The sequence below is a fragment of the Natronocella acetinitrilica genome (assembly GCF_024170285.1).
In the GTDB taxonomy this organism is placed as follows: domain Bacteria; phylum Pseudomonadota; class Gammaproteobacteria; order Nitrococcales; family Aquisalimonadaceae; genus Natronocella; species Natronocella acetinitrilica.
In genome coordinates this window covers 21284-38651 of sequence record NZ_JALJXV010000007.1, presented here as the reverse complement: position 1 = coordinate 38651, position 17368 = coordinate 21284, and the positions used below count along the sequence as shown (strand labels likewise).

Below are 17368 nucleotides of genomic sequence, written 5' to 3'. Positions count from 1 at the left end.
GCACTCTGCGGCTGTTATTGGGCCAGGCGAGGAGTAGACATGAACTCACAATCAGAAAAGGCAGATCGCTTTCGCGCCCTGCATGAGGGCCCGTCAGTGTTGGTGGTTCCGAATCCGTGGGATGTGGGGACGGCGCGACTGCTCGCGGGAATGGGGTTTGAAGCCCTGGCGAGTACCAGCGCTGGTTTCGCCTATACGCTAGGACGGCCGGACTATGCCGTTGATCGTGAACAGATGATGGGACACCTAGCCGAGCTCGCGGCCGCGACGGAACTACCGGTTACTGGGGATCTGGAGAATGGTTATGGAGCAGCGCCGGAAACCGTGGCGGAAACCATTCGCATGGCCGCATCGGCCGGCCTGGTCGGCGGATCGATTGAGGACGCGACCAACCAGCCCGACGCCCCTCTCTACGATGTTGAGCTTGCCGCAGAGCGTATTCGGGCAGCAGTGGAAGCGGCACGTGCGTTGCCGTTTTCGTTCATGGTCACGGCACGCGCGGAAAATTTCATGGTCGGTATCGGCGACCTCGGCGACACCATTCGGCGCTTGCAAGCCTACCAGGAGGCTGGAGCGGATGTGCTCTATGCGCCCGCCCTCAAGACTTGCGAGCAGATTGCCACGTTGTTGCGGGAGGTGGACCGTCCGGTCAACGTGGTGATGGGGCTGAAAGGTGTCAGCCTGACATTGGCGGAACTCGAAGAGCTAGGTGTTCGACGCGTGAGTATCGGCAGCGGCTTCGCCAGGGTTGCCCTGGGTGCGTTCCTGGAAGCGGCCAGGGAAGTGCGGGAGCATGGATCCTTCGGCTTCGCCGACCGTGCTATCTCGTACGCGGATATCGGTGATCTGTTGCGGAAGTAGTCGTATACAAGTTCAGGCCCGGCAGGGACGCTGCCGGGCCTGACTCAAACTGCATCTGGTGGATGCCTGTCAAGCTGGCGCACTTGCACCGTCAGACTGCTGGGAGCGCCGGCCCCTCGGTGTTCTCGAAGCCTTTCGCATGTCCGTGCGGACGTGCCTCGTATCGAACCCGTTGAAGATGTGGCCGAGAAGGCCGCGATTCAAATCAGAGGTTCCGAACAGCCAGTCCGCGATCGGGAACGTCAGATTCATGTTCCGCTCCATCATGATGGACTGATTGTGATGGGCGGTGTGGTGCCGGCGGATCGTGTTGACAAAGGGACAGTTGCGCACGAAAGCGTTGTCCTCGACATGACAGCAGAAGTGCATGAACTCGTAAATCAAGTACATCGCTGTCGTCGTGCTAATCAACAACCAGCCCACGTTCGGGGAAATCAGCGATCCGACCACGGCGGCCGCGGGAATCGACAACAGGATGAACACCACAAGGGCATAGGGCGGGAAAAACGTTACCCGCCAGTCCTTGTGGTCGGCGAATCGCATCTCGTTGTCCGTGAAGAACTGATGATGCATGAGCGTATGCCGTTGATAGATTGCTCTAAGGCCTGGAAAACGAACAGGCCGGTGCATCACGTGGCGGTGGATGGCCCACTCGAAGATATTGCAAAACAGGAACACGACCGGAATGGTCAGCCACTCCCACCACGCGATGCTCTGCATGTTCTGGATGTAGATAAACATCGCCGGGAGGCCAATACCGTAGATGACCGCCACATGCAGCCAGCCGTTGTACCAGCCCGCAATACGGGAGCGGTACTCGGCGCGATAGTTGCGCTGTTTTTCCGTCATTGGGGTGTTCTGGAGTTCCATGAAACTGTCTCCTCATTGCCTGTGGCGGGAGCGAATCAGGCGGTGTTACTGATGTCGGCTAACACCGCGTCGATGTCCTCGGTAGTCATTTCCCACTCGTTCTCGAAATTGGCGACGGCCTCTCTCATGAACGCAAGGTAGTGCTGCAGCGCCTTCTCGTCGTTCCCGAAGTGGTCCGCGAGCAGGGCCAGCGAGAGTTGCTCCGGCGCAGGCCCTTCGTATGTCCACTCGAAGCCATCCAGAGAAATCTCTTTCAGGTCGTATCGTGGATCAAGCGGTTGGTCGTCGACGGTAACCGCGAGACCGTCAATGGTGCGCTCGCCCCTGTAGACCTTCATACCGTCTCCGACATCAATAAACATGTGACTGATATATTAGATTGGAACGAAGTGAATCGCAAGCAGCGGGCACGCTTGTCAGACCCATCCATCAGCTCTCCGCCTCCAGGATTCCATGATAGGCGTTGACGACGATCCGCTGGTACACCTCATCCGGAGGCTGGATGGGGAATGCCTTGGTCAGGCGGGATACGCCGAGGCCGTTTCGAGTCAGAGCGGGTAGATCCGACTCCTTCACGCCGAAGCCCTGAAGGGTGGTTGGTATTCCCACGCGCGCAACAAGGTCGCGGGTACGGATCACCGCCTCGCGTGCAAGTGCCGACTCATTTTCTCCCGTTGCGCCGGCCAGTTTGCCGATAACCGCGAGGTCCCCACGTCGAGCCTCCATCAGGGCGTCCATGACGTAGGGCAGGTATACCGCGTTGGTACTTCCATGGGTATGGTGCGTCAGGCCAGCCAGGGCATAGGCCAGCGCGTGGACTGCATTGAGACCGGCACTGCCGTACGACAAGGCGGCGTAGAGGCTGCCGGCGGCCATCCCTTCGCGGGCGGTTCGGTCATCGCCGCTGGCGTATGCCGACGGCAGATGACGAAAACACAGCGAGATCGCATCTGCAGCGAACAGCCGAGTGAGGGCGTTACGGCCTGTATAAACCGGATCCGGATCACCACCGCGGTCGAACTCAACGCCGTCGAGAGTCATGTAGGACTCAATGGCATGTGTCAATGCATCGAGGCCAGCGTCAGCCGTCACCTTTGGCGGACAGCTGATGGTCAGTTCCGGGTCAATGACGGCGATCCGTGGACGAAGGTCGTTGCCCATGACGGCAACCTTCGTTGCGCTGGCCTGGTCCACCAGAATGGCGCCACCCGTGATCTCGGAGCCGGTGCCTGCAGTGGTGGGAAGCGCCACAAGCGGGAGCGGCATTCCCGGCATTCGATCCTCGCCCACATAGTCCTGGGGCTTGCCCCCGAACTTCAGCGTGAGTGACAGAACCTTCGCCAGGTCAATGTTGCTGCCACCCCCCAGCGCGATGACGTGATCAATCCGATGGGTCCAGCCCCTGGACTCCACGAAAGCCTGGGCTTGCATGCATGCATCCACAGTCGGGTCGGGGATTCCACCGTCGAAAGTCAGGCTTTCGATACCGTTCTCCCGCAGCTGTGACTGCAATTCCTCCACCAGGGGTGTCTCGGTGCTGAAGAAGCGATCGGTTACGATCAGTGACTGGCGGTGACCCAGACGCCGGAGGAGGGGAGCCAATTCCCGCCGGCAACCCCAGCCACCCAGAATTCTCGGTGGCATGGACAAGAACAGACCGTCAAGCATGGCGCCCTCGCTGATATATTTCTAATAGGTAAGTCGTATTCTAATCTTGTCGACCGCGAGATCAAGCGAATCAAGGCGGTCAGCGGGGCTCAGGTCGAGGTATCCAGGCACCGCTGCCGGAGAGCGAGTAGCGCGTCCGCGACGTCTTCCGGGGCTTCCGCGAGGATGCTGTGGCTGCGTCCATGGAATTCATGAAGGCGACCATCCGGCACGCTCTGTGCCATGAAGCGCGCATGAGAGAGAGGGCATTGATCATCCTCGGTGCCGTGAATGACCGCCACCGGGCAGTGAATTTCCCGCAGCACATCAGCATGGTTGGTTGCCTTGCAGGCCAGCCAGCTGCCCGCTACCGCGATGGAGTGCGCGGTTTCCGATAGGCCCATGCGTCGTGCACGGCCCTCGGCTTCGTCGGCAATGGCGTCCACGGTGTCGCCGAGAAACCAGTTGGCGCCATGTCGACCCGGATAGGGGCTGCCGCTAATCAGGGCGAGCCCGCAAACGTTGGCCAGACCGTGCGCCTTGATGTAGCCGAGTGCCACCAGAACGCCCATGCTCCAGCCGGCCAGGATCACGGGCCGGCCCAGCGCTTCGATGACAGCCGCAACATCATCGGCAAAATGGGCGATCTCGTAGTCGGCTGGCTGCTCGGGGGTGACGGAGTCTGCGCGCCCACGCAGGTTGGGTGCCACCGCGCTTACTCCCGCTGGCAACAACTCCATGACACCTTTCCATGAACGGGCCGTGCCCTGTATTCCGTGAAGCAGGACCAATGGCGGATCGGTGTCTCCGACTCGCGAAACCCCCTTGATAATCCCGCCTAGCGGCCCCGCTGGTCCTTGCACAGGAAACATAATAATCACCGGTTAACCGAAGAAAACGTTTGGAAGCCAGAGCGCGAGCTGCGGGAACAGGATAACGAGCAGAATCATGAGGCCCTGGATCAGCAGGAACGGCACCATGCCCCAGTACATATGCGAAAGCGTTATCTCTGGTGGCGAGATGCCACGCAGATAGAAAATCGCCGGCGCCATCGGTGGCGTCAGATAACTGGTCTGAATGATGAGCAGGAACAGGATGCAGAACCAGATCGGATCAAAGCCCAGATGGGTCAATAACGGCGTAAAGATCGGGATGAATATGAGCAGTATGGAAATCCACTCCAGGAAGAAGCCCAGGAGAAATGCCAGCAACAGCACGATGAACAGGAACATCCATGGGCTCAGGTCGAGTGCGGACACGAAGCCGGTGATGAGGGACATCCCCTGCAGCGAAAAGAACACGCTTGTGAACATCATGCCGCCCATGAGGATGAACATGATCATCGTCGTGACCCGAAGGGTCTGCATGATCGCCTGGCCCAGCGCCTTCCAGGTGAGAGAGCCATACATGACAGAGAGGATGAGCCCTCCTGCGCCCCCCACGGCCGCTGCCTCGGTCGGCGATGCGATACCGGCAAGGATCGAGCCGAGCACACAGACGACCAGCAGCAGGGGCGGGACCAGCGCCTTTGCCGTGATGACGAGTTTCTCCTTCAGTGGAACAACCGGCTCATCCGGGTGGCTTCGGGGGGCGGCGCTGGGCACAAGCAGCGCCAGAAGCACCACGTAAACCAGATACAGAAAGGCGAGGACAAGGCCCGGAATCATCGCTGCGGCAAACAGCCGGCCGATCGAGACATTGGCCATCGGTCCGAGAATGATCAATACGACAGAAGGCGGGATGATCGTACCGAGCGAGCCGCCGGAGCAGATGACCCCGCTAATCAACTTCTTGTCATAGCCGTATTTGAGCATCGCCGGGATGGCCAGCAGGCCAACCACGGCCTCTGTCGCGCCAACCACGCCGGAAGAGGCGGCGAACATGACACACATGAGAATGGCGGCAATGGCGATGCCACCAGGCAGGTTGCGCGTCCACAGGCGGAAGGCGTCGAAAAGTCTCTCGGCAATCCCGGATCGCTCCAGCACCGAACCCATGAAAACGAACAATGGCACGGCGGCCAGCACCCAGTTGCTGGCAATGCTTTCGACCCTTCCCAGGAGTTGGTAGATGTAGATGTCTTCGTAGCGGATGATCCCGAAAACCAAAGCCACGCCGATAAGACAGAAAGCAATCGGGAATCCGAGGATGATCAGGGCGAAGAGGGCAACGAACATCCATAATGCGAGGTATTCCACCGTTACACCCCTTTGTTCCGATCGACCTTGATGCCGCGCGCGTCGTCCAGCGTCTCTGCCGCGCCAACGAGCACCGCCAGGCAGCGCAGGATTTCAGCAATCAGCTGAATTGCCAGCAACGTGAATCCCATCATCATGGTTAGCCGATATGGCCAGATTTTCGGGTTCCAGGCTGATGCGCCGGAAGTCTCACCCCATTCGTAGGCCTCAACGGTGTACTCCCAAAAACCCAGGGTCATCCAGACACAGAATGGCAGGATGAGCAGGGAGTATCCGGCGAGATCAAACGCGGCCTTTACCTTTTCCGGGTAGAGGGCGTAGAGCAGGTCGATACGAATGTGGCCCCGGACCTTAAGTGTGTAGGCAGCACCCAGCAGGAAGTGGGCGCCCATGCCCATGTAGCCGAGTTCATATGCCCAGGTCGTTGGAGCGCCGAAAACGTAACGAGAGACCACTTCCACGCAAATAGCCGTAACCAGGGGAAGTATTAGCAGGGCCGCTATGACCCCGCTCCCCAGAGACACTCGCTCGAGCGTCCACGCTAAACGCAACAGCATCTGAACCTCTCCGAATGGCCTGCACCGACACATAAACGCGGGGGAGGGCGGACCCTCCCCCGCAGACTCTCAGGGTCGAATGCAGATCACTCCATCCCCAGGCTGCGGACTTCGGGAGCGGCCCGACGATAACGTTCGGCGTTATTCCAGAGCTGTTCGAACTCGCGCTGCGACTCCCAGACGCGTCCGAACCACTCGTTCTCGGCTGACTGTTCCTCCGCCCAATCAAGTCCCAGCTGGCGAGCGGCCACCTGAACTTCCACGTCCAGCTCGATGATCTCCTGGCCGGCTTCCTCGGCATAGAACCGCATCGCATCGGCATCGTTGTGCCCGATCTTGAGCCAGCTCTCCAGGGTGACCAGTTTCGCCGCCAATTCGACGAGTGCCTTGTCCTCGTCGGAGAATTGCTCCCAGACCCGTGGGTTGACCTGCAGCTCGAAGGGCGCCGTCGGCTGGTGCACGCCGGGGATGATCACGTAGTTGGTCACTTCGTAGAAGCGGGGGAACGTATCCTCCCAAGGAGATCCCCACTCGGTGGCATCGATCACGCCACGCTCGAGCATCGGGTAGATTTCATGGCCGGCAGTGGCCACCGGCGCACCACCGAGTGCTTCAAGCATGGCCACCCAAGCGCCCGCAGTGCGGACCTGCACACCTTTCAGATCTTCCAGTGTTCGAACCGGAACTCGCGAGTGCAGGAAGGTCTCCATGGTGCGGAAGTACAATGGCATTGCGATGACGTTGAACCGGTCCTCCCGGAACTCCCGCCACAACTCGACACCGCCACCCTCATACAGCCAGTGGAGCATGCGCTCGTCGTCCATGGTGCCGGCGAAGCCGCCGAGCGCCACCGTGGTGGTGTCACGCCCCCAATCGTAGCCCGACCAGGTGTGCCCCATGTCGGCAATGCCCCGGCGCACGCTGTCCGTCACGCGCAGCGGTTCACCGATCGCACCGGCCGGGTGCACTTCCACCTGTATACGTCCATTCGATAGCTGAGCCAGTCTCTGCGCGAAGGCATTGGCCCCGATGTCCCACAGAGGCCCTGACGACCAGGCTGTCGCCATGTCGAGTTGATAGGTTTGCTGTTCGGCACGGACCGTATCCGTTGCGACAACGGACAGCATCAAGGCACCACCAACGGCAACGGCGGTACATGAACGGGCAAGCGTTTTCATGTTGTCTTCTCCTCGACGGTATGTAGGCTGATGTTGCCTATTTCTTCTGGGGTTTTGCCCCGGGAATGGGGCGCACTACCTCTTTTATTAGTTATATTTGTGTGACATATCAGTTTAAGCGTAACAGACTGCCTGCCTCTTAGGCATCTTTTTCATCATCTGACCAAAGCCCGAGGCGGCGAGAGAATTGACGGGCTTCGCTTCACAATAAGTTAGATTCCACTAACATGTCAGTATTATTCTAAAAACATATAAAGGGTCTTTGCGAACTGTCAAGGTTTCGCTTCAGGGGGTAGCACGCATGGTTAGTCATGTAGAGGAAATCACCGATCGACGTCCGTCTGCGACACTCCACGCAGATGTGCTGGTAGCCGGCGCTGGCGCCTCTGGCCTCGCCACCGCCGTCACTGCAGCCCGCCAGGGGAGCAAGGTTATCGTGGTCGAGCGGTACGGCTTTTGCGGTGGTGGGGCCGTGGCCGGAATGTCAGGGACGATATGTGGGCTGTATGAGGCGAGCGATAACCTTGTCCGCCCGACGCAGGTGGTTCACGGCTTTGTGGATGACTTTCTTAAGGCCATGAAGGACCGCGGCGGCCTCGGCGATGCGATTCTTTACGGCAAGACATACACCCATGTTCACGATCCACTGGTCTGGCGCGAAGTCGCTGACCATTTGCTGCAGATTGCCGGCGTGCAGGTGATCTACCACGCTGTAGTCACCGATGTGCTCATGAATGGAGACCACGTCGAGGGTGTGCAGGTGTACACCAAGGAAGGCAAGCTACGTATTCATGCTTCTGTCACCGTCGACTGCACCGGTGATGCAGACGTTGCCTCCATGGCGGGGCTGCCAACCTTCATGGGGGATGACGGCCAGGTCCAGAACCCGACCATGATGTTTCGTCTGCAGGGCGTGGACGTCGAGCGCTTTCGCGCGCATCACGGAGAGAACACGATTCTGTCGAAGGCGGTCTCCGAACAGATCGCGGCTGCCGACGGCAACGGCTATAACCTGCCCCGCAAGAAAATCTGGTTGTTCCCCACCACCCGACCCGGTGAGTTGCTGTGCAACTGCACCCGGATCACCGGTCTCGATGGCCGTGAGCTGAATGCTGTTTTCTATCGTGACTTCACCGAGGCAGAGGTCGAAGGCCGAAAACAGGCGCGAGAGTATGCCCGCTTCTTCAGAAAAAACCTTCCGGGCTGCGAAAACAGTTGGATAAACGATACGGGGGTACAAGTCTGCGTTCGCCAGACCCGTCAGGTGGAGGGCCGTGACAAGCTTTTCAATGCGGACGTGGTTGAGGGTCGCAAACGCCCGGATGGCATTGCGCGGTCACCCTGGCCAATCGAGCTGCATGCGGGTGAACAGCCCCGTGTGGAGTGGCTGTTGAACGACTATTACGAGGTGCCTCTGGGTTGCTTTGTACCTGTTCGGGGATCCGGCTTGCTGGTCGCCGGACGTTGCCTTTCGGCAGAGCACGAGGCGGTAGCGTCCGCCCGCGTCACGGCTCAGTGTTTTTCCTATGGCCACGCGGTGGGACATGCCGGCGCACTGGCCTCCAGGGAGGGCATACCCACACATGCGCTTTCGGGCGAGGATATCCGCGGATTGCTCAATCGCGATGGAGCAGCGTTGGACTAGCAACGGGTGATCGTGAACATAAGAAGAATCGTGTCGCCATGACAGAACTCACCAAGCAAACCAAAGGCGAGCGCGCCTACGCAATGCTGGAGGAGCAGATCGTTACGCTGCAACTGCCCCCAGGACAGCTGGTCTCGGAAAAAATGCTGTCGGACCATCTCGGGCTCGGCCGCACACCAGTTCGAGACGCCATCAAGCAACTATCGCGCGAGGGCCTGATGGTCATTCTGCCCAAGCGCGGGATCATGATTTCCGAGATCGACGTCCTGCGGCAACTGGAGCTACTGGAAGCACGCCGGGAGATCGAGCGCTATGTTGTCGGGGCGGCTGCGCGCCGCTGCAAGGCAGGGGAACGCAGTCGTTTCCTCGAACTGGCCGACCTGATGCTTGAAGCTGCCGCGATGCATGATGGCGAAGGCTTTCTCAAGCTGGACAAGGAATTCAATGAGCGAATCCTCATAGCAGCCAGAAACCGATACGCCAGCGCCATGATGCGACTCGTGCAGGGTCTCTCGCGACGGTTCTTCTTTGCCCACCATCAAAGCACCACCAGCTTGGCGGAGATAGCCCGGCTGCATGCTGGCATAGCGGAAGCAATAGCCAGGCGACAGGAGCGCGAAGCCAGGGAATGGCTTGATCGCTTGATAGAGAACGTGGAGACGTTCACACGAGCGACCCTGGACACGGTTTAGGGTCCGGGACGACTACTCCACCATGGGCGTCGCCTTCGTTGAGGAGACGAAGATTATCGCGTCGGTGACGGCGACCACGTCGTGTTCCTCGCCCACCTCGGTGTAGAGATAATCGCCTTCGTTCAGCCGGGCGCCACCTATTTCCACCTGACCGAGAAGCACGAGCACTTCTTCGCTGCCCTCATGCCGATGGCGGGGAACGCGGGAGTTCGCCGCAAGGCGCACCACGGAGGATCGACCACCTTCGGGGTTGTTGCGAAAAAGGCTCCGCTCGACGCCAGGATGCCCGGTGTCGTTCCACTCTCGTTCCAACGCGGTTTTGACAAGCACGATCATGCCTCCCACTGATCCAAGAATATCGTCGGCTCTATCCCGATTCGTCGCTCAACCGGTAGCCCCATGTTTCTGGCTACGCTGCTGATAATCGAAGATCGACGTATAACCACCCGACCAGTCCGGCGGCAACTGGCAGGGTCGGGGATCGTGGTGGGACCACCGCGCAGCCTCGCCTCGCACCAAGGCGCCATCATTGGGCGACTGGATGGGATTGTGGGTGTAGGGAAATGCGTCCGCCGCGGTCATCGTCGAGAGCAGCAAGGGACGCGCAACCCCACTGCTATTGACCGGTGAACCATGGATCGTGCGGCAGTTGTGCACTGTGACCGAGCCCGCCGGACCGCAGAGATACTCCGCCGTATCAAGCGCCAGGGTCGCCACATCCTCATCCCGGAGGTGACCAGTCCATTCGCCCTGTTCGTTGTAGAGGTCGAACAAGGGAAGGTCATGGCTACCTGGGATGACCGCCAGAGGCCCCTGTTCCATACCGCAGTCATAAAGGTAGGTTCCAAGGGTCAATGGTGAGTAATTAGTGTGCGGCCAGAACTGGATATCCTGGTGCCACTTGATATCAGCGCCGCCCTTGGGTGCCTTGAAGTTCAGCTTCGAGTGATGGTACTTCACGTCCGGCCCGACCAGGTCGGCCGCGATATCCCCCAGCAGGGACTCGAACATGAACTTCCAGTACACCGAATAGTGATCAACCGGAGAGCTAAGCCGGCGGAGTCGCGGATTGTCTTTGCTGTGATCCGGCTCCAGGTCCCAAACCGCGTCCGACTTGGTTATCGACCGGCTGTGCTCCAGCACTTCCTCGGTGACCTTCTGTAGCGCCTCGACCCAGTCCGGTGAAATGATCCCTTCCAACAGAACATAACCTTTCTCGAAATAGGACTCGCGCTGCTGCTGGGTGAGCACTCGGGGTGCGTGACTGAGTACCTGTTCAGGCGTCATGACTGCCTCCTCGCATTGATGGTTAAACGTATCGTTGTTGTTCGCGCGTCGCTGTGTGGGCCGACAGGGAGATTGATACAGGTCAATTCGGTCCCGCCACACCCATCTAGTATATCAGCTGTCGCTTAGTTGTCAGATAGGGGCAATCGAAATGATGAACATGCTCATGACAGTGACCGCAATCGTCCTTCTATCGGCCATGGTCGCGGTAGCGTTGCACCTCGCGTGGCAACGTGTTCGGAAGGTGGATATCGACCAGCCCCCTGGGCTACTGGCGCAATTGGTGGCTCGTCAGTCGCCGCAACCGCAGGTACTCGGGCGCCCAGGGATTCTTGTCGAGGCACGAACAGCGATCGAACGCTGCCGTGCCTGTCCCCACGCCAGTGGTTGTCGCACCTGGATCCGGGATAACCGCACCGCCCGCTGCCCGGATTACTGCCCGAACGCCGACTTCCTCGATCGGCTTAGGGTGGCGTGACGAGTAGGGCTAATGCTGGCGGCGCTTCTCGAGAAGGCCGAGGAACTTCTCATATTCGCTCTCGTTGACGCCGTAGCTGTGCTCGTCATCGGGAAAGGTACCGGCTTTCACCTCGTCCACATATTGCGTAAGCCCCTTGACTGCCACCTCGGTCAGGTTAGCGAAGCGCTTGGTAAACTTCGGTTTGAAGTCCGTGAAGACACCAAGCAGATCGTAGGAAAGGAGAATCTGGCCATCGGTGCCGACACCCGCGCCTATGCCGATTGTCGGGATCTCTAGCTGCTCGGAAATGGCTCGGGCAATCGGTGCCGGGACCGCCTCGAACTCGAGCATGAAGCACCCGGCATCCTGTATCGCGAACGCATCCTCAAGGATTTTCATGGCGGTCTCGGCAGTCCGGCCCTGAACCTTGAACCCCCCGAACATGGCTATGGTATGTGGTGTAAGTCCGATGTGTGATGCGGTGGGAATCCCGGAATCCACCAGGGCACGAAGAATGTGCGCCTGACTCTTTCCGCCCTGCGGCTTCACGGCGTCGCAACCGGCTTCCTGCATGAGTCGGGTCGCATTGACCAGCGCCCGATCAACCGTGTTGTAGGACTGGTAGGGCATGCAGCCCAGCACAAATGTATCGGGTGCTCCACGGCGGACTGCCAGGGCATGCATGACCATCATGTCCATGGTCGCCGGGATTGTCGACGGGTGCCCATGTGCGACCATGGCGAGGCTGTCGCCCACGACGCACACATCCACACCCGCCATTTCCGCCCACTTGGCAGAGGTGTAGTCAGGCACCGACGTGTAAACCATCTTTTCTCCGGACTGCTTGGAAGCAAGAATTTCGGTAATCGTGCGCTTTTTGCGCTTGTCGTTATCAGACATGACGAATAACTCCTCGGTGGGTTGCCAACTGTGGGTTGACGGTGCCCAATTATAGGAAAGCACAACGAAACGGCCGAGTGGGGCGAACGCGCCACCTTTTACGGACCTGAAATCCCCAGCCCATGATGAGGCCCTTATGGAAATCCAACGTCAGTTCGCCCGCCTGTCTTCCGCGATTATCCACTATGCAACCGCTGGAGAGGGCACACCCGTGGTACTGCTTCATGGCTGGCCCCAGACTCACCATGCATGGCGCCATGTCATGCCGTTGCTGGCAAACGATTACCGTGTAATCGCCCCGGACCTGCGCGGCCTCGGCGACAGTTCCCGACCGCTTGAGGGATACGACGCGGCGAGCGTCGCGGCAGACCTATGGGAATTGCTGCACGAGCATCTTGGGCTAGCGGAATGGCATCTTGTGGGCCATGACTGGGGTGGACCAGTGGCATTTGCCCTTGCCGCCGCCCACCAGCCGGCCATCAAAACCCTCACCATCCTGGATGTGACACTGCCGGGAATCGGGCCGGATATCTCCCAGGGAGGCAAGCGTTGGCATCATGCTTTCCACATGACACCGGACTTGCCGGAAGCTCTGATCCAAGGCCGGGAGCGGGTCTACCTGTCCTGGTTTCTCAGGGCGTTCTCCTTCAGGCAGGACGCCATCAGTCACGAAGATATTGATGAGTACGTGCGCGCCTACAGCCAACCGGGCGCGCTTCGCGCCGGTTTCTCCTACTATCGGAACATTCCCCGCAACGTGGCCGCCAACAAGGCGCTTCTGGATTCCGGGCTAAGGTTGAAAATGCCTGTTCTGGCCCTTGGAGGGGAAAAGGCTGAATCTCACGGCCGGGGAGGTGAACCGGCGGAATCTCTGAAGCTGATTGCCGACGACGTGACAGGAGGAGCAATTCCCGATTGCGGTCATTGCATACCGGAGGAACAACCCAGGGAACTCGCCCGACGCCTGCGGGAATTCTTTGCTCGCTCGTCTTCTTAACCTCGGCGCCCGGTATTCGGATCAGGGTGAATGTTATCAACCCAATGAACTTCTTCGGGCTCCTCCACCACCGGGATATCCAGGTTGACGACCACCGGATCCTGGCCGCTGCGGCAAAGTACGCAGGATAGCGGCTCGGTATCGGAGGCGTTTATCTCCTGGTGTGGGACGTACGGAGGCACATAGATGAAATCGCCAGGTCCGGCCTCGGCGAGAAACTCCAGCTTTTCTCCCCAGCGCATCCGCGCTCGCCCACTGACGACGTAAATAACGCTCTCCACCGGGCCATGGTGATGTGCGCCGGTCTTGGCCTTGGGGTGAATCAGAACTGTTCCGGCCCAGAGCTTCTCCGCGCCAGCCCGGGCCTGGGTAATGGCGGCGGCGCGGTTCATACCCGGAGTCTGGGGGGTGTTGGTGTCAAGTTCGTCGCTCTTCACCACCCGTACACCGTGGTACTTCCATTGCGACTCAGGCTGTTTCACCGCTGCTTCTCCCGGTCCCGCCAGAGGACTGTCATTATAGTAGCGCGATCCAGGTACTGGTGTCGGAGAGCATCGCGTCGGTCGGTATCCCGCGGCGCATGTTCTCCTCCAGTCTCCTACCCATGATCGGTGGTTCAACGTACAGATTGTAAAAGTAAACCTGCTCAGGATAAGCATCATATTCCTGGCGCAACCTGCACTTGATCCTGCCGCCCGGAGTACGCGTTGGGCAACTGCCCAGGCAAGCCAATTCCGGGAGCAACTCATGACCAAATCCAACGGACTCAAGCTGACTGCCGCCATGGTGCCATTAATCATGTTCGGGATTGCGTCCACCACTGCGTGGGCTGATGACGATCTTGAACGCGAAGAGCGGGATCAAGATGCAGCCACCCACACGGAATCCTCTGAAGCTGTTGGTCCAACTGACATGACGTCAGATGAAGCCCGAGCGCAGGGGGGCTCTGATGAGAAGCACGTGAGCAGGAGGCCGGATCAGAGTTACTACGCATCCGAGTTGATGGGCCATGCCGTGAAGCATCGCTCAGATGACCAGTCCATCGGCGACATCAGTAATCTGGTGATTGACCAGGATGGTCAGGTCTTGGCAGTGGTTATGCGCTCGGGAGGCACACTTGGGATTGGCGAAAGGCAAGTTGCCATCTCCTGGGACGATCTTGAGCGAACGATCGACGGTGATGACTTATCCCTGTACATCGACATGGACGCAGAGGCTTTGGAGAGGGTGCCGGCTTATGGTGAAGACTAATTGTCACCATGGGGAATCAGGCTTGGGGCTCCGACTTGACACGGCAGCGGTCGGAACCCCACGTCACGCATCAGGACCCTTCGTCGATCGGTGGCGTTGGTCGCACCAGGATCTCGTTCACATCCACATGGGCAGGCTGGGATATGGCATAGAGAACGGCCGCTGCCACGTCCGCAGGTTGAAGAGAGTAGGGTGGCTTCTCATCGAAAAAAGGGGTGTCCACCATGCCGGGCTCGATCAGGGTCACCCGAATGCCCGTGCCTCTTAGCTCTTCCCGCACACCGTAGCCGATGGCGCTCACCGCCCATTTGGTCGCACTGTACATCGACCCTGCAATCGTTGCTCGACCAGCAGCAGAGCCGGTGAGCAACAGATGGCCCCTGGTTTCCTTGAGGGCTTGTATGGTGCAGCGCAGGGTCAGGCCGACGCCATAGATGTTGGTGAGTATCATCTCCTTCCAGCGCACCGGATCGGCACCACTGAAACCGCCTGGGCTACCGCCGATGCCGGCGTTGGCGAACACGGCGTCAATGCGGCCAAACCGATTCAACGTCGCCTCGACCATGGCCTGCTGACTGCGCTCGTCGTTGACATCGCAGGCGACGGCCAAAGCCCGGTCCGACCCACCGAGTTCATTGGCCAACTGCTCCACCCGATCGGTGGAGCGGGCGGCGAGAACCACGCGGTGACCAGCTTTTGCTGCCTGTCGCGCGGTTTCGGCGCCGATGCCGCTGCTGGCGCCGGTGATGAGTAATACTGTATCGCTCATGGCTCTTCTCCGTTGCGTATGCGGCATGCTGAACATGCCGAATATCTTGATATCCTGCGCTTGTCGGGCATCACACGAGTCCTTAGGTTCCGAATCCCGGGTTTTGGTAGACTCAAGCGTCCCGTTTCGCAGTTCGGGACGGTGATCACGGGGGCGCGACTGTACGCTTTGGGCGACCCATCACGAGCCTTCATGGAGTGCACTTGAGAACATCACCAAACCCGGTTGGCGACGCAGTATAGTCATCGCCATGAATCCAATCCCGCAATTGCCTAGTGAAAAACTGCTGGACCTGCTGCTGGACGTTGTCTGCGTGGTGGATATAGACGGTCGATTTCTATCTGTCAGCGCAGCCAGTGAGCGGGTATTCGGTTTCCGGCCCGAGGAAATGATCGGACGGACTTCATTTGAAATGATGCATCCGGACGATCGCGCGCGTATCCGCAAGATAGTTGAAAGCATCAATGCGGGCCAACCTGCGCCTGATCACGAGAACCGTTACTTTCACAAGGACGGTCATATTGTTCATATCATGTGGTCTACCCAATGGCTTGAGGCGGAGCAGGTCCGGGTTGGTGTGGCCCGGGATATCACTGAGCGCAAGCGTGCCGAGGCGATGCAGGCCGCACTGTATGCGATTTCGGAAGCGGCCCACCAGGCTGGGGATCTGCAGACCCTATATGAGCGCGTGCATGAGATGATCAGTGAATTACTGCCAGCCGAGCATTTTTCGGTAGCACGTTACGACGCCGCGAAAAACGAACTCAGCTTTCCGTATTGCGTTGATCAACATGAACCAGCGCCCCCATCTGGCGTGCTGGAAGCTGATACTCGCTTGACTGAAGTTATTCGCTCCGGGGAAGCGCTGCTTCTGACCCCTGACACCGACGGTAAGCATTCTGGGAACTGGCTTGGTGTGCCCCTGAAGACGAGTACGGGCACTCTCGGCGCTCTTGTCATACACAGCTATTCCGGCGCTGGCCGTTACGCCGAAAAAGACAAGGAATTGCTGCAATTTGTGGCGGACCAACTGGCGGCCGCGATAGAGCGTAAGCGCGTCCACTCTCGATTGGAATATCTTGCACAATACGATCAACTGACTTCACTGCCAAACCGCGCTCTATTCCAGGATCGCCTGCAGAATGCCCTGACGAGGGCGCAGAGAGAATCCCTACAGCTCGCCGTGCTTTATCTCGACATCGACAAGTTCAAGCAGATCAACGACGCGCATGGCCACACCATGGGCGACAATCTGCTAAAGGAAGTCGCGTACCGCCTGAAACATTGTGTGCGAGCGTCCGACACCATCGCCCGCCTGGGCGGTGACGAATTCGCCATTCTGCTCGATAGCATCAGCACGGAAGACGATGCGACTATCGTGGCGGAGAAGATTCTCTTCGCCTTGAGTGATCCCTATATCCTGGAAGGAATCACGTTGATTGCGGCTCCAAGTCTGGGTATTGCGGTGTACCCAGAGCACGGCGAGGACGACACGCAGTTGATTCGGCATGCGGACGAAGCGATGTATGTCGCGAAACGTGACGGCGGGAAACGGTATAAGGTTGGCGCAGCGCGCACGAGACAGTCAGTGACTCTCTAGACCCACCCTGAGCGCCGGCTATTCTCCTGGTTTCGGATCAGAAGCCCTACGCGCCACGCGCAGCCAGGATGAACTGCCCCTCTTGCGGTGATCAACCGGTGCTTGCACCTCATTGATTCGATCGCCACGAGTCATCTGTCGGCTTCCTGCCCAGGCTTCCACCCAGACACAGCGCATCTCGGGTTGGACCTCGCAGTTCCCGTTCTGAAGGACACCGCCGCACGGCCCGTTACGCATGGATTTGGGGCAGTTCATGGGGCAGGACATGCCTGTAGAACTGAGGATGCACTGGCCGCACATCTTGCAGTCGAACAGCAGTTCCTTGGAAAACTTTTCCAGCACGGCCACCGGTTTTTCAGCGCGCTGGTAACCTACCGACTTCCATAACGGGTGTAGCCTGACCATTACCGGTTCGAAACAGCGGTAAACGAATTCGAACGCTCTCGCGTACCGAAC

20 protein-coding genes are annotated in these 17368 nt (G+C 59.1%); 7 read left to right on the top strand and 13 right to left on the bottom strand.

Annotated elements, in window-relative coordinates; all coding sequences use genetic code 11:
* Nucleotides 1–39: 39 nt before the first annotated feature.
* Nucleotides 40–861 carry an isocitrate lyase/PEP mutase family protein gene (locus J2T57_RS14255; RefSeq protein WP_253479485.1) on the top strand — a complete coding sequence of 274 codons (822 nt, stop codon included), beginning with the start codon at nt 40–42 and terminating at the stop codon, nt 859–861.
* A gap of 69 nt (nt 862–930) precedes the next feature.
* Here the strand turns inward: J2T57_RS14255 and J2T57_RS14250 are convergent, their stop codons facing one another.
* The 7 genes from J2T57_RS14250 to dctP form a co-directional block, all read right to left on the bottom strand.
* Nucleotides 931–1731, bottom strand: coding sequence for a sterol desaturase family protein (locus J2T57_RS14250; protein WP_253479483.1), 801 nt, complete (start codon nt 1729–1731; stop codon nt 931–933).
* A gap of 35 nt (nt 1732–1766) precedes the next feature.
* Complete coding sequence (locus J2T57_RS14245) at nt 1767–2069, bottom strand: DUF6166 domain-containing protein (protein WP_253479481.1); 303 nt, start codon at nt 2067–2069, stop codon at nt 1767–1769.
* Between the two features lie 91 nt (nt 2070–2160).
* On the bottom strand, nt 2161–3399 hold the full coding sequence (locus J2T57_RS14240) for an iron-containing alcohol dehydrogenase (protein WP_253479479.1): 1239 nt from the start codon (nt 3397–3399) through the stop codon (nt 2161–2163).
* Nucleotides 3400–3488: 89 nt separating this feature from the next.
* Nucleotides 3489–4250 carry an alpha/beta fold hydrolase gene (locus tag J2T57_RS14235; protein WP_301289415.1) on the bottom strand — a complete coding sequence of 254 codons (762 nt, stop codon included), beginning with the start codon at nt 4248–4250 and terminating at the stop codon, nt 3489–3491.
* 12 nt (nt 4251–4262) lie between these two features.
* On the bottom strand, nt 4263–5555 hold the full coding sequence (locus J2T57_RS14230) for a TRAP transporter large permease (protein ID WP_253479474.1): 1293 nt from the start codon (nt 5553–5555) through the stop codon (nt 4263–4265).
* A gap of 23 nt (nt 5556–5578) precedes the next feature.
* Entirely contained in the window at nt 5579–6133 is a 555-nt protein-coding gene (locus tag J2T57_RS14225) for a TRAP transporter small permease subunit (protein ID WP_253479472.1), read from the bottom strand.
* A gap of 86 nt (nt 6134–6219) precedes the next feature.
* Nucleotides 6220–7311, bottom strand: coding sequence for a TRAP transporter substrate-binding protein DctP (dctP, locus tag J2T57_RS14220; RefSeq protein WP_253479470.1), 1092 nt, complete (start codon nt 7309–7311; stop codon nt 6220–6222).
* Between the two features lie 301 nt (nt 7312–7612).
* Here dctP and J2T57_RS14215 point away from each other — a divergent pair, with 301 nt between their 5' ends.
* Nucleotides 7613–8956 (top strand): FAD-dependent oxidoreductase, encoded by a 1344-nt coding sequence (locus J2T57_RS14215; RefSeq protein WP_253479468.1) that lies wholly within the window; start codon nt 7613–7615, stop codon nt 8954–8956.
* 38 nt (nt 8957–8994) lie between these two features.
* On the top strand, nt 8995–9648 hold the full coding sequence (locus tag J2T57_RS14210; RefSeq protein ID WP_253479466.1) for a GntR family transcriptional regulator: 654 nt from the start codon (nt 8995–8997) through the stop codon (nt 9646–9648).
* A 12-nt stretch (nt 9649–9660) separates the two neighbouring features.
* Here the strand turns inward: J2T57_RS14210 and J2T57_RS14205 are convergent, their stop codons facing one another.
* Nucleotides 9661–9978: a cupin domain-containing protein gene (locus J2T57_RS14205; protein ID WP_253479465.1), complete on the bottom strand. Its 318-nt coding sequence runs from the start codon at nt 9976–9978 to the stop codon at nt 9661–9663.
* 54 nt (nt 9979–10032) lie between these two features.
* Nucleotides 10033–10935, bottom strand: coding sequence for a phytanoyl-CoA dioxygenase family protein (locus J2T57_RS14200; RefSeq protein ID WP_253479463.1), 903 nt, complete (start codon nt 10933–10935; stop codon nt 10033–10035).
* Nucleotides 10936–11086: 151 nt separating this feature from the next.
* Between J2T57_RS14200 and J2T57_RS14195 the strand changes: the two genes are divergently transcribed.
* The gene (locus tag J2T57_RS14195; RefSeq protein ID WP_253479461.1) at nt 11087–11413 is read left to right on the top strand and encodes a DUF6455 family protein; all 327 of its coding nucleotides are present in this window, start codon (nt 11087–11089) and stop codon (nt 11411–11413) included.
* A 9-nt stretch (nt 11414–11422) separates the two neighbouring features.
* Here the strand turns inward: J2T57_RS14195 and panB are convergent, their stop codons facing one another.
* Entirely contained in the window at nt 11423–12295 is an 873-nt protein-coding gene (gene panB, locus J2T57_RS14190) for a 3-methyl-2-oxobutanoate hydroxymethyltransferase (protein WP_253479459.1), read from the bottom strand.
* A gap of 136 nt (nt 12296–12431) precedes the next feature.
* Between panB and J2T57_RS14185 the strand changes: the two genes are divergently transcribed.
* Complete coding sequence (locus tag J2T57_RS14185; protein ID WP_253479456.1) at nt 12432–13292, top strand: alpha/beta fold hydrolase; 861 nt, start codon at nt 12432–12434, stop codon at nt 13290–13292.
* On the opposite strand, the gene J2T57_RS14180 is transcribed toward J2T57_RS14185, so the two are convergent.
* Nucleotides 13289–13774, bottom strand: a complete 486-nt coding sequence (locus J2T57_RS14180; protein WP_253479454.1) for a cupin domain-containing protein — start codon at nt 13772–13774, stop codon at nt 13289–13291. The genes J2T57_RS14185 and J2T57_RS14180 overlap by 4 nt on opposite strands.
* Before the next feature lie 265 nt (nt 13775–14039).
* Between J2T57_RS14180 and J2T57_RS14175 the strand changes: the two genes are divergently transcribed.
* Nucleotides 14040–14543, top strand: coding sequence for a PRC-barrel domain-containing protein (locus J2T57_RS14175; RefSeq protein ID WP_253479452.1), 504 nt, complete (start codon nt 14040–14042; stop codon nt 14541–14543).
* Nucleotides 14544–14613: 70 nt separating this feature from the next.
* On the opposite strand, the gene J2T57_RS14170 is transcribed toward J2T57_RS14175, so the two are convergent.
* On the bottom strand, nt 14614–15312 hold the full coding sequence (locus tag J2T57_RS14170) for an SDR family oxidoreductase (protein WP_253479450.1): 699 nt from the start codon (nt 15310–15312) through the stop codon (nt 14614–14616).
* 250 nt (nt 15313–15562) lie between these two features.
* On the opposite strand from J2T57_RS14170, the gene J2T57_RS14165 reads away from it, so the two are divergent.
* Entirely contained in the window at nt 15563–16912 is a 1350-nt protein-coding gene (locus J2T57_RS14165) for a GGDEF domain-containing protein (protein ID WP_253479448.1), read from the top strand.
* Between the two features lie 18 nt (nt 16913–16930).
* On the opposite strand, the gene J2T57_RS22475 is transcribed toward J2T57_RS14165, so the two are convergent.
* Nucleotides 16931–17317, bottom strand: a complete 387-nt coding sequence (locus tag J2T57_RS22475; protein ID WP_366519115.1) for a methylenetetrahydrofolate reductase C-terminal domain-containing protein — start codon at nt 17315–17317, stop codon at nt 16931–16933.
* Between the last annotated feature and the right edge of the window lie 51 nt (nt 17318–17368).

Coding starts and splice junctions, on each gene's coding strand:
- J2T57_RS14215 (WP_253479468.1), top strand. CDS start 7,613: ATGGTTAGTCATGTAGAGGAAATCACCGATCGACGTCCGTCTGCGACA.
- J2T57_RS14245 (WP_253479481.1), bottom strand. CDS start 2,069: ATGAAGGTCTACAGGGGCGAGCGCACCATTGACGGTCTCGCGGTTACC.
- dctP (WP_253479470.1), bottom strand. CDS start 7,311: ATGAAAACGCTTGCCCGTTCATGTACCGCCGTTGCCGTTGGTGGTGCC.
- J2T57_RS14225 (WP_253479472.1), bottom strand. CDS start 6,133: ATGCTGTTGCGTTTAGCGTGGACGCTCGAGCGAGTGTCTCTGGGGAGC.
- J2T57_RS14170 (WP_253479450.1), bottom strand. CDS start 15,312: ATGAGCGATACAGTATTACTCATCACCGGCGCCAGCAGCGGCATCGGC.
- J2T57_RS14175 (WP_253479452.1), top strand. CDS start 14,040: ATGACCAAATCCAACGGACTCAAGCTGACTGCCGCCATGGTGCCATTA.
- J2T57_RS22475 (WP_366519115.1), bottom strand. CDS start 17,317: ATGGTCAGGCTACACCCGTTATGGAAGTCGGTAGGTTACCAGCGCGCT.
- J2T57_RS14255 (WP_253479485.1), top strand. CDS start 40: ATGAACTCACAATCAGAAAAGGCAGATCGCTTTCGCGCCCTGCATGAG.
- J2T57_RS14165 (WP_253479448.1), top strand. CDS start 15,563: ATGAATCCAATCCCGCAATTGCCTAGTGAAAAACTGCTGGACCTGCTG.
- panB (WP_253479459.1), bottom strand. CDS start 12,295: ATGTCTGATAACGACAAGCGCAAAAAGCGCACGATTACCGAAATTCTT.
- J2T57_RS14210 (WP_253479466.1), top strand. CDS start 8,995: ATGACAGAACTCACCAAGCAAACCAAAGGCGAGCGCGCCTACGCAATG.
- J2T57_RS14200 (WP_253479463.1), bottom strand. CDS start 10,935: ATGACGCCTGAACAGGTACTCAGTCACGCACCCCGAGTGCTCACCCAG.
- J2T57_RS14195 (WP_253479461.1), top strand. CDS start 11,087: ATGATGAACATGCTCATGACAGTGACCGCAATCGTCCTTCTATCGGCC.
- J2T57_RS14230 (WP_253479474.1), bottom strand. CDS start 5,555: ATGTTCGTTGCCCTCTTCGCCCTGATCATCCTCGGATTCCCGATTGCT.
- J2T57_RS14185 (WP_253479456.1), top strand. CDS start 12,432: ATGGAAATCCAACGTCAGTTCGCCCGCCTGTCTTCCGCGATTATCCAC.
- J2T57_RS14250 (WP_253479483.1), bottom strand. CDS start 1,731: ATGGAACTCCAGAACACCCCAATGACGGAAAAACAGCGCAACTATCGC.
- J2T57_RS14235 (WP_301289415.1), bottom strand. CDS start 4,250: ATGTTTCCTGTGCAAGGACCAGCGGGGCCGCTAGGCGGGATTATCAAG.
- J2T57_RS14240 (WP_253479479.1), bottom strand. CDS start 3,399: ATGCTTGACGGTCTGTTCTTGTCCATGCCACCGAGAATTCTGGGTGGC.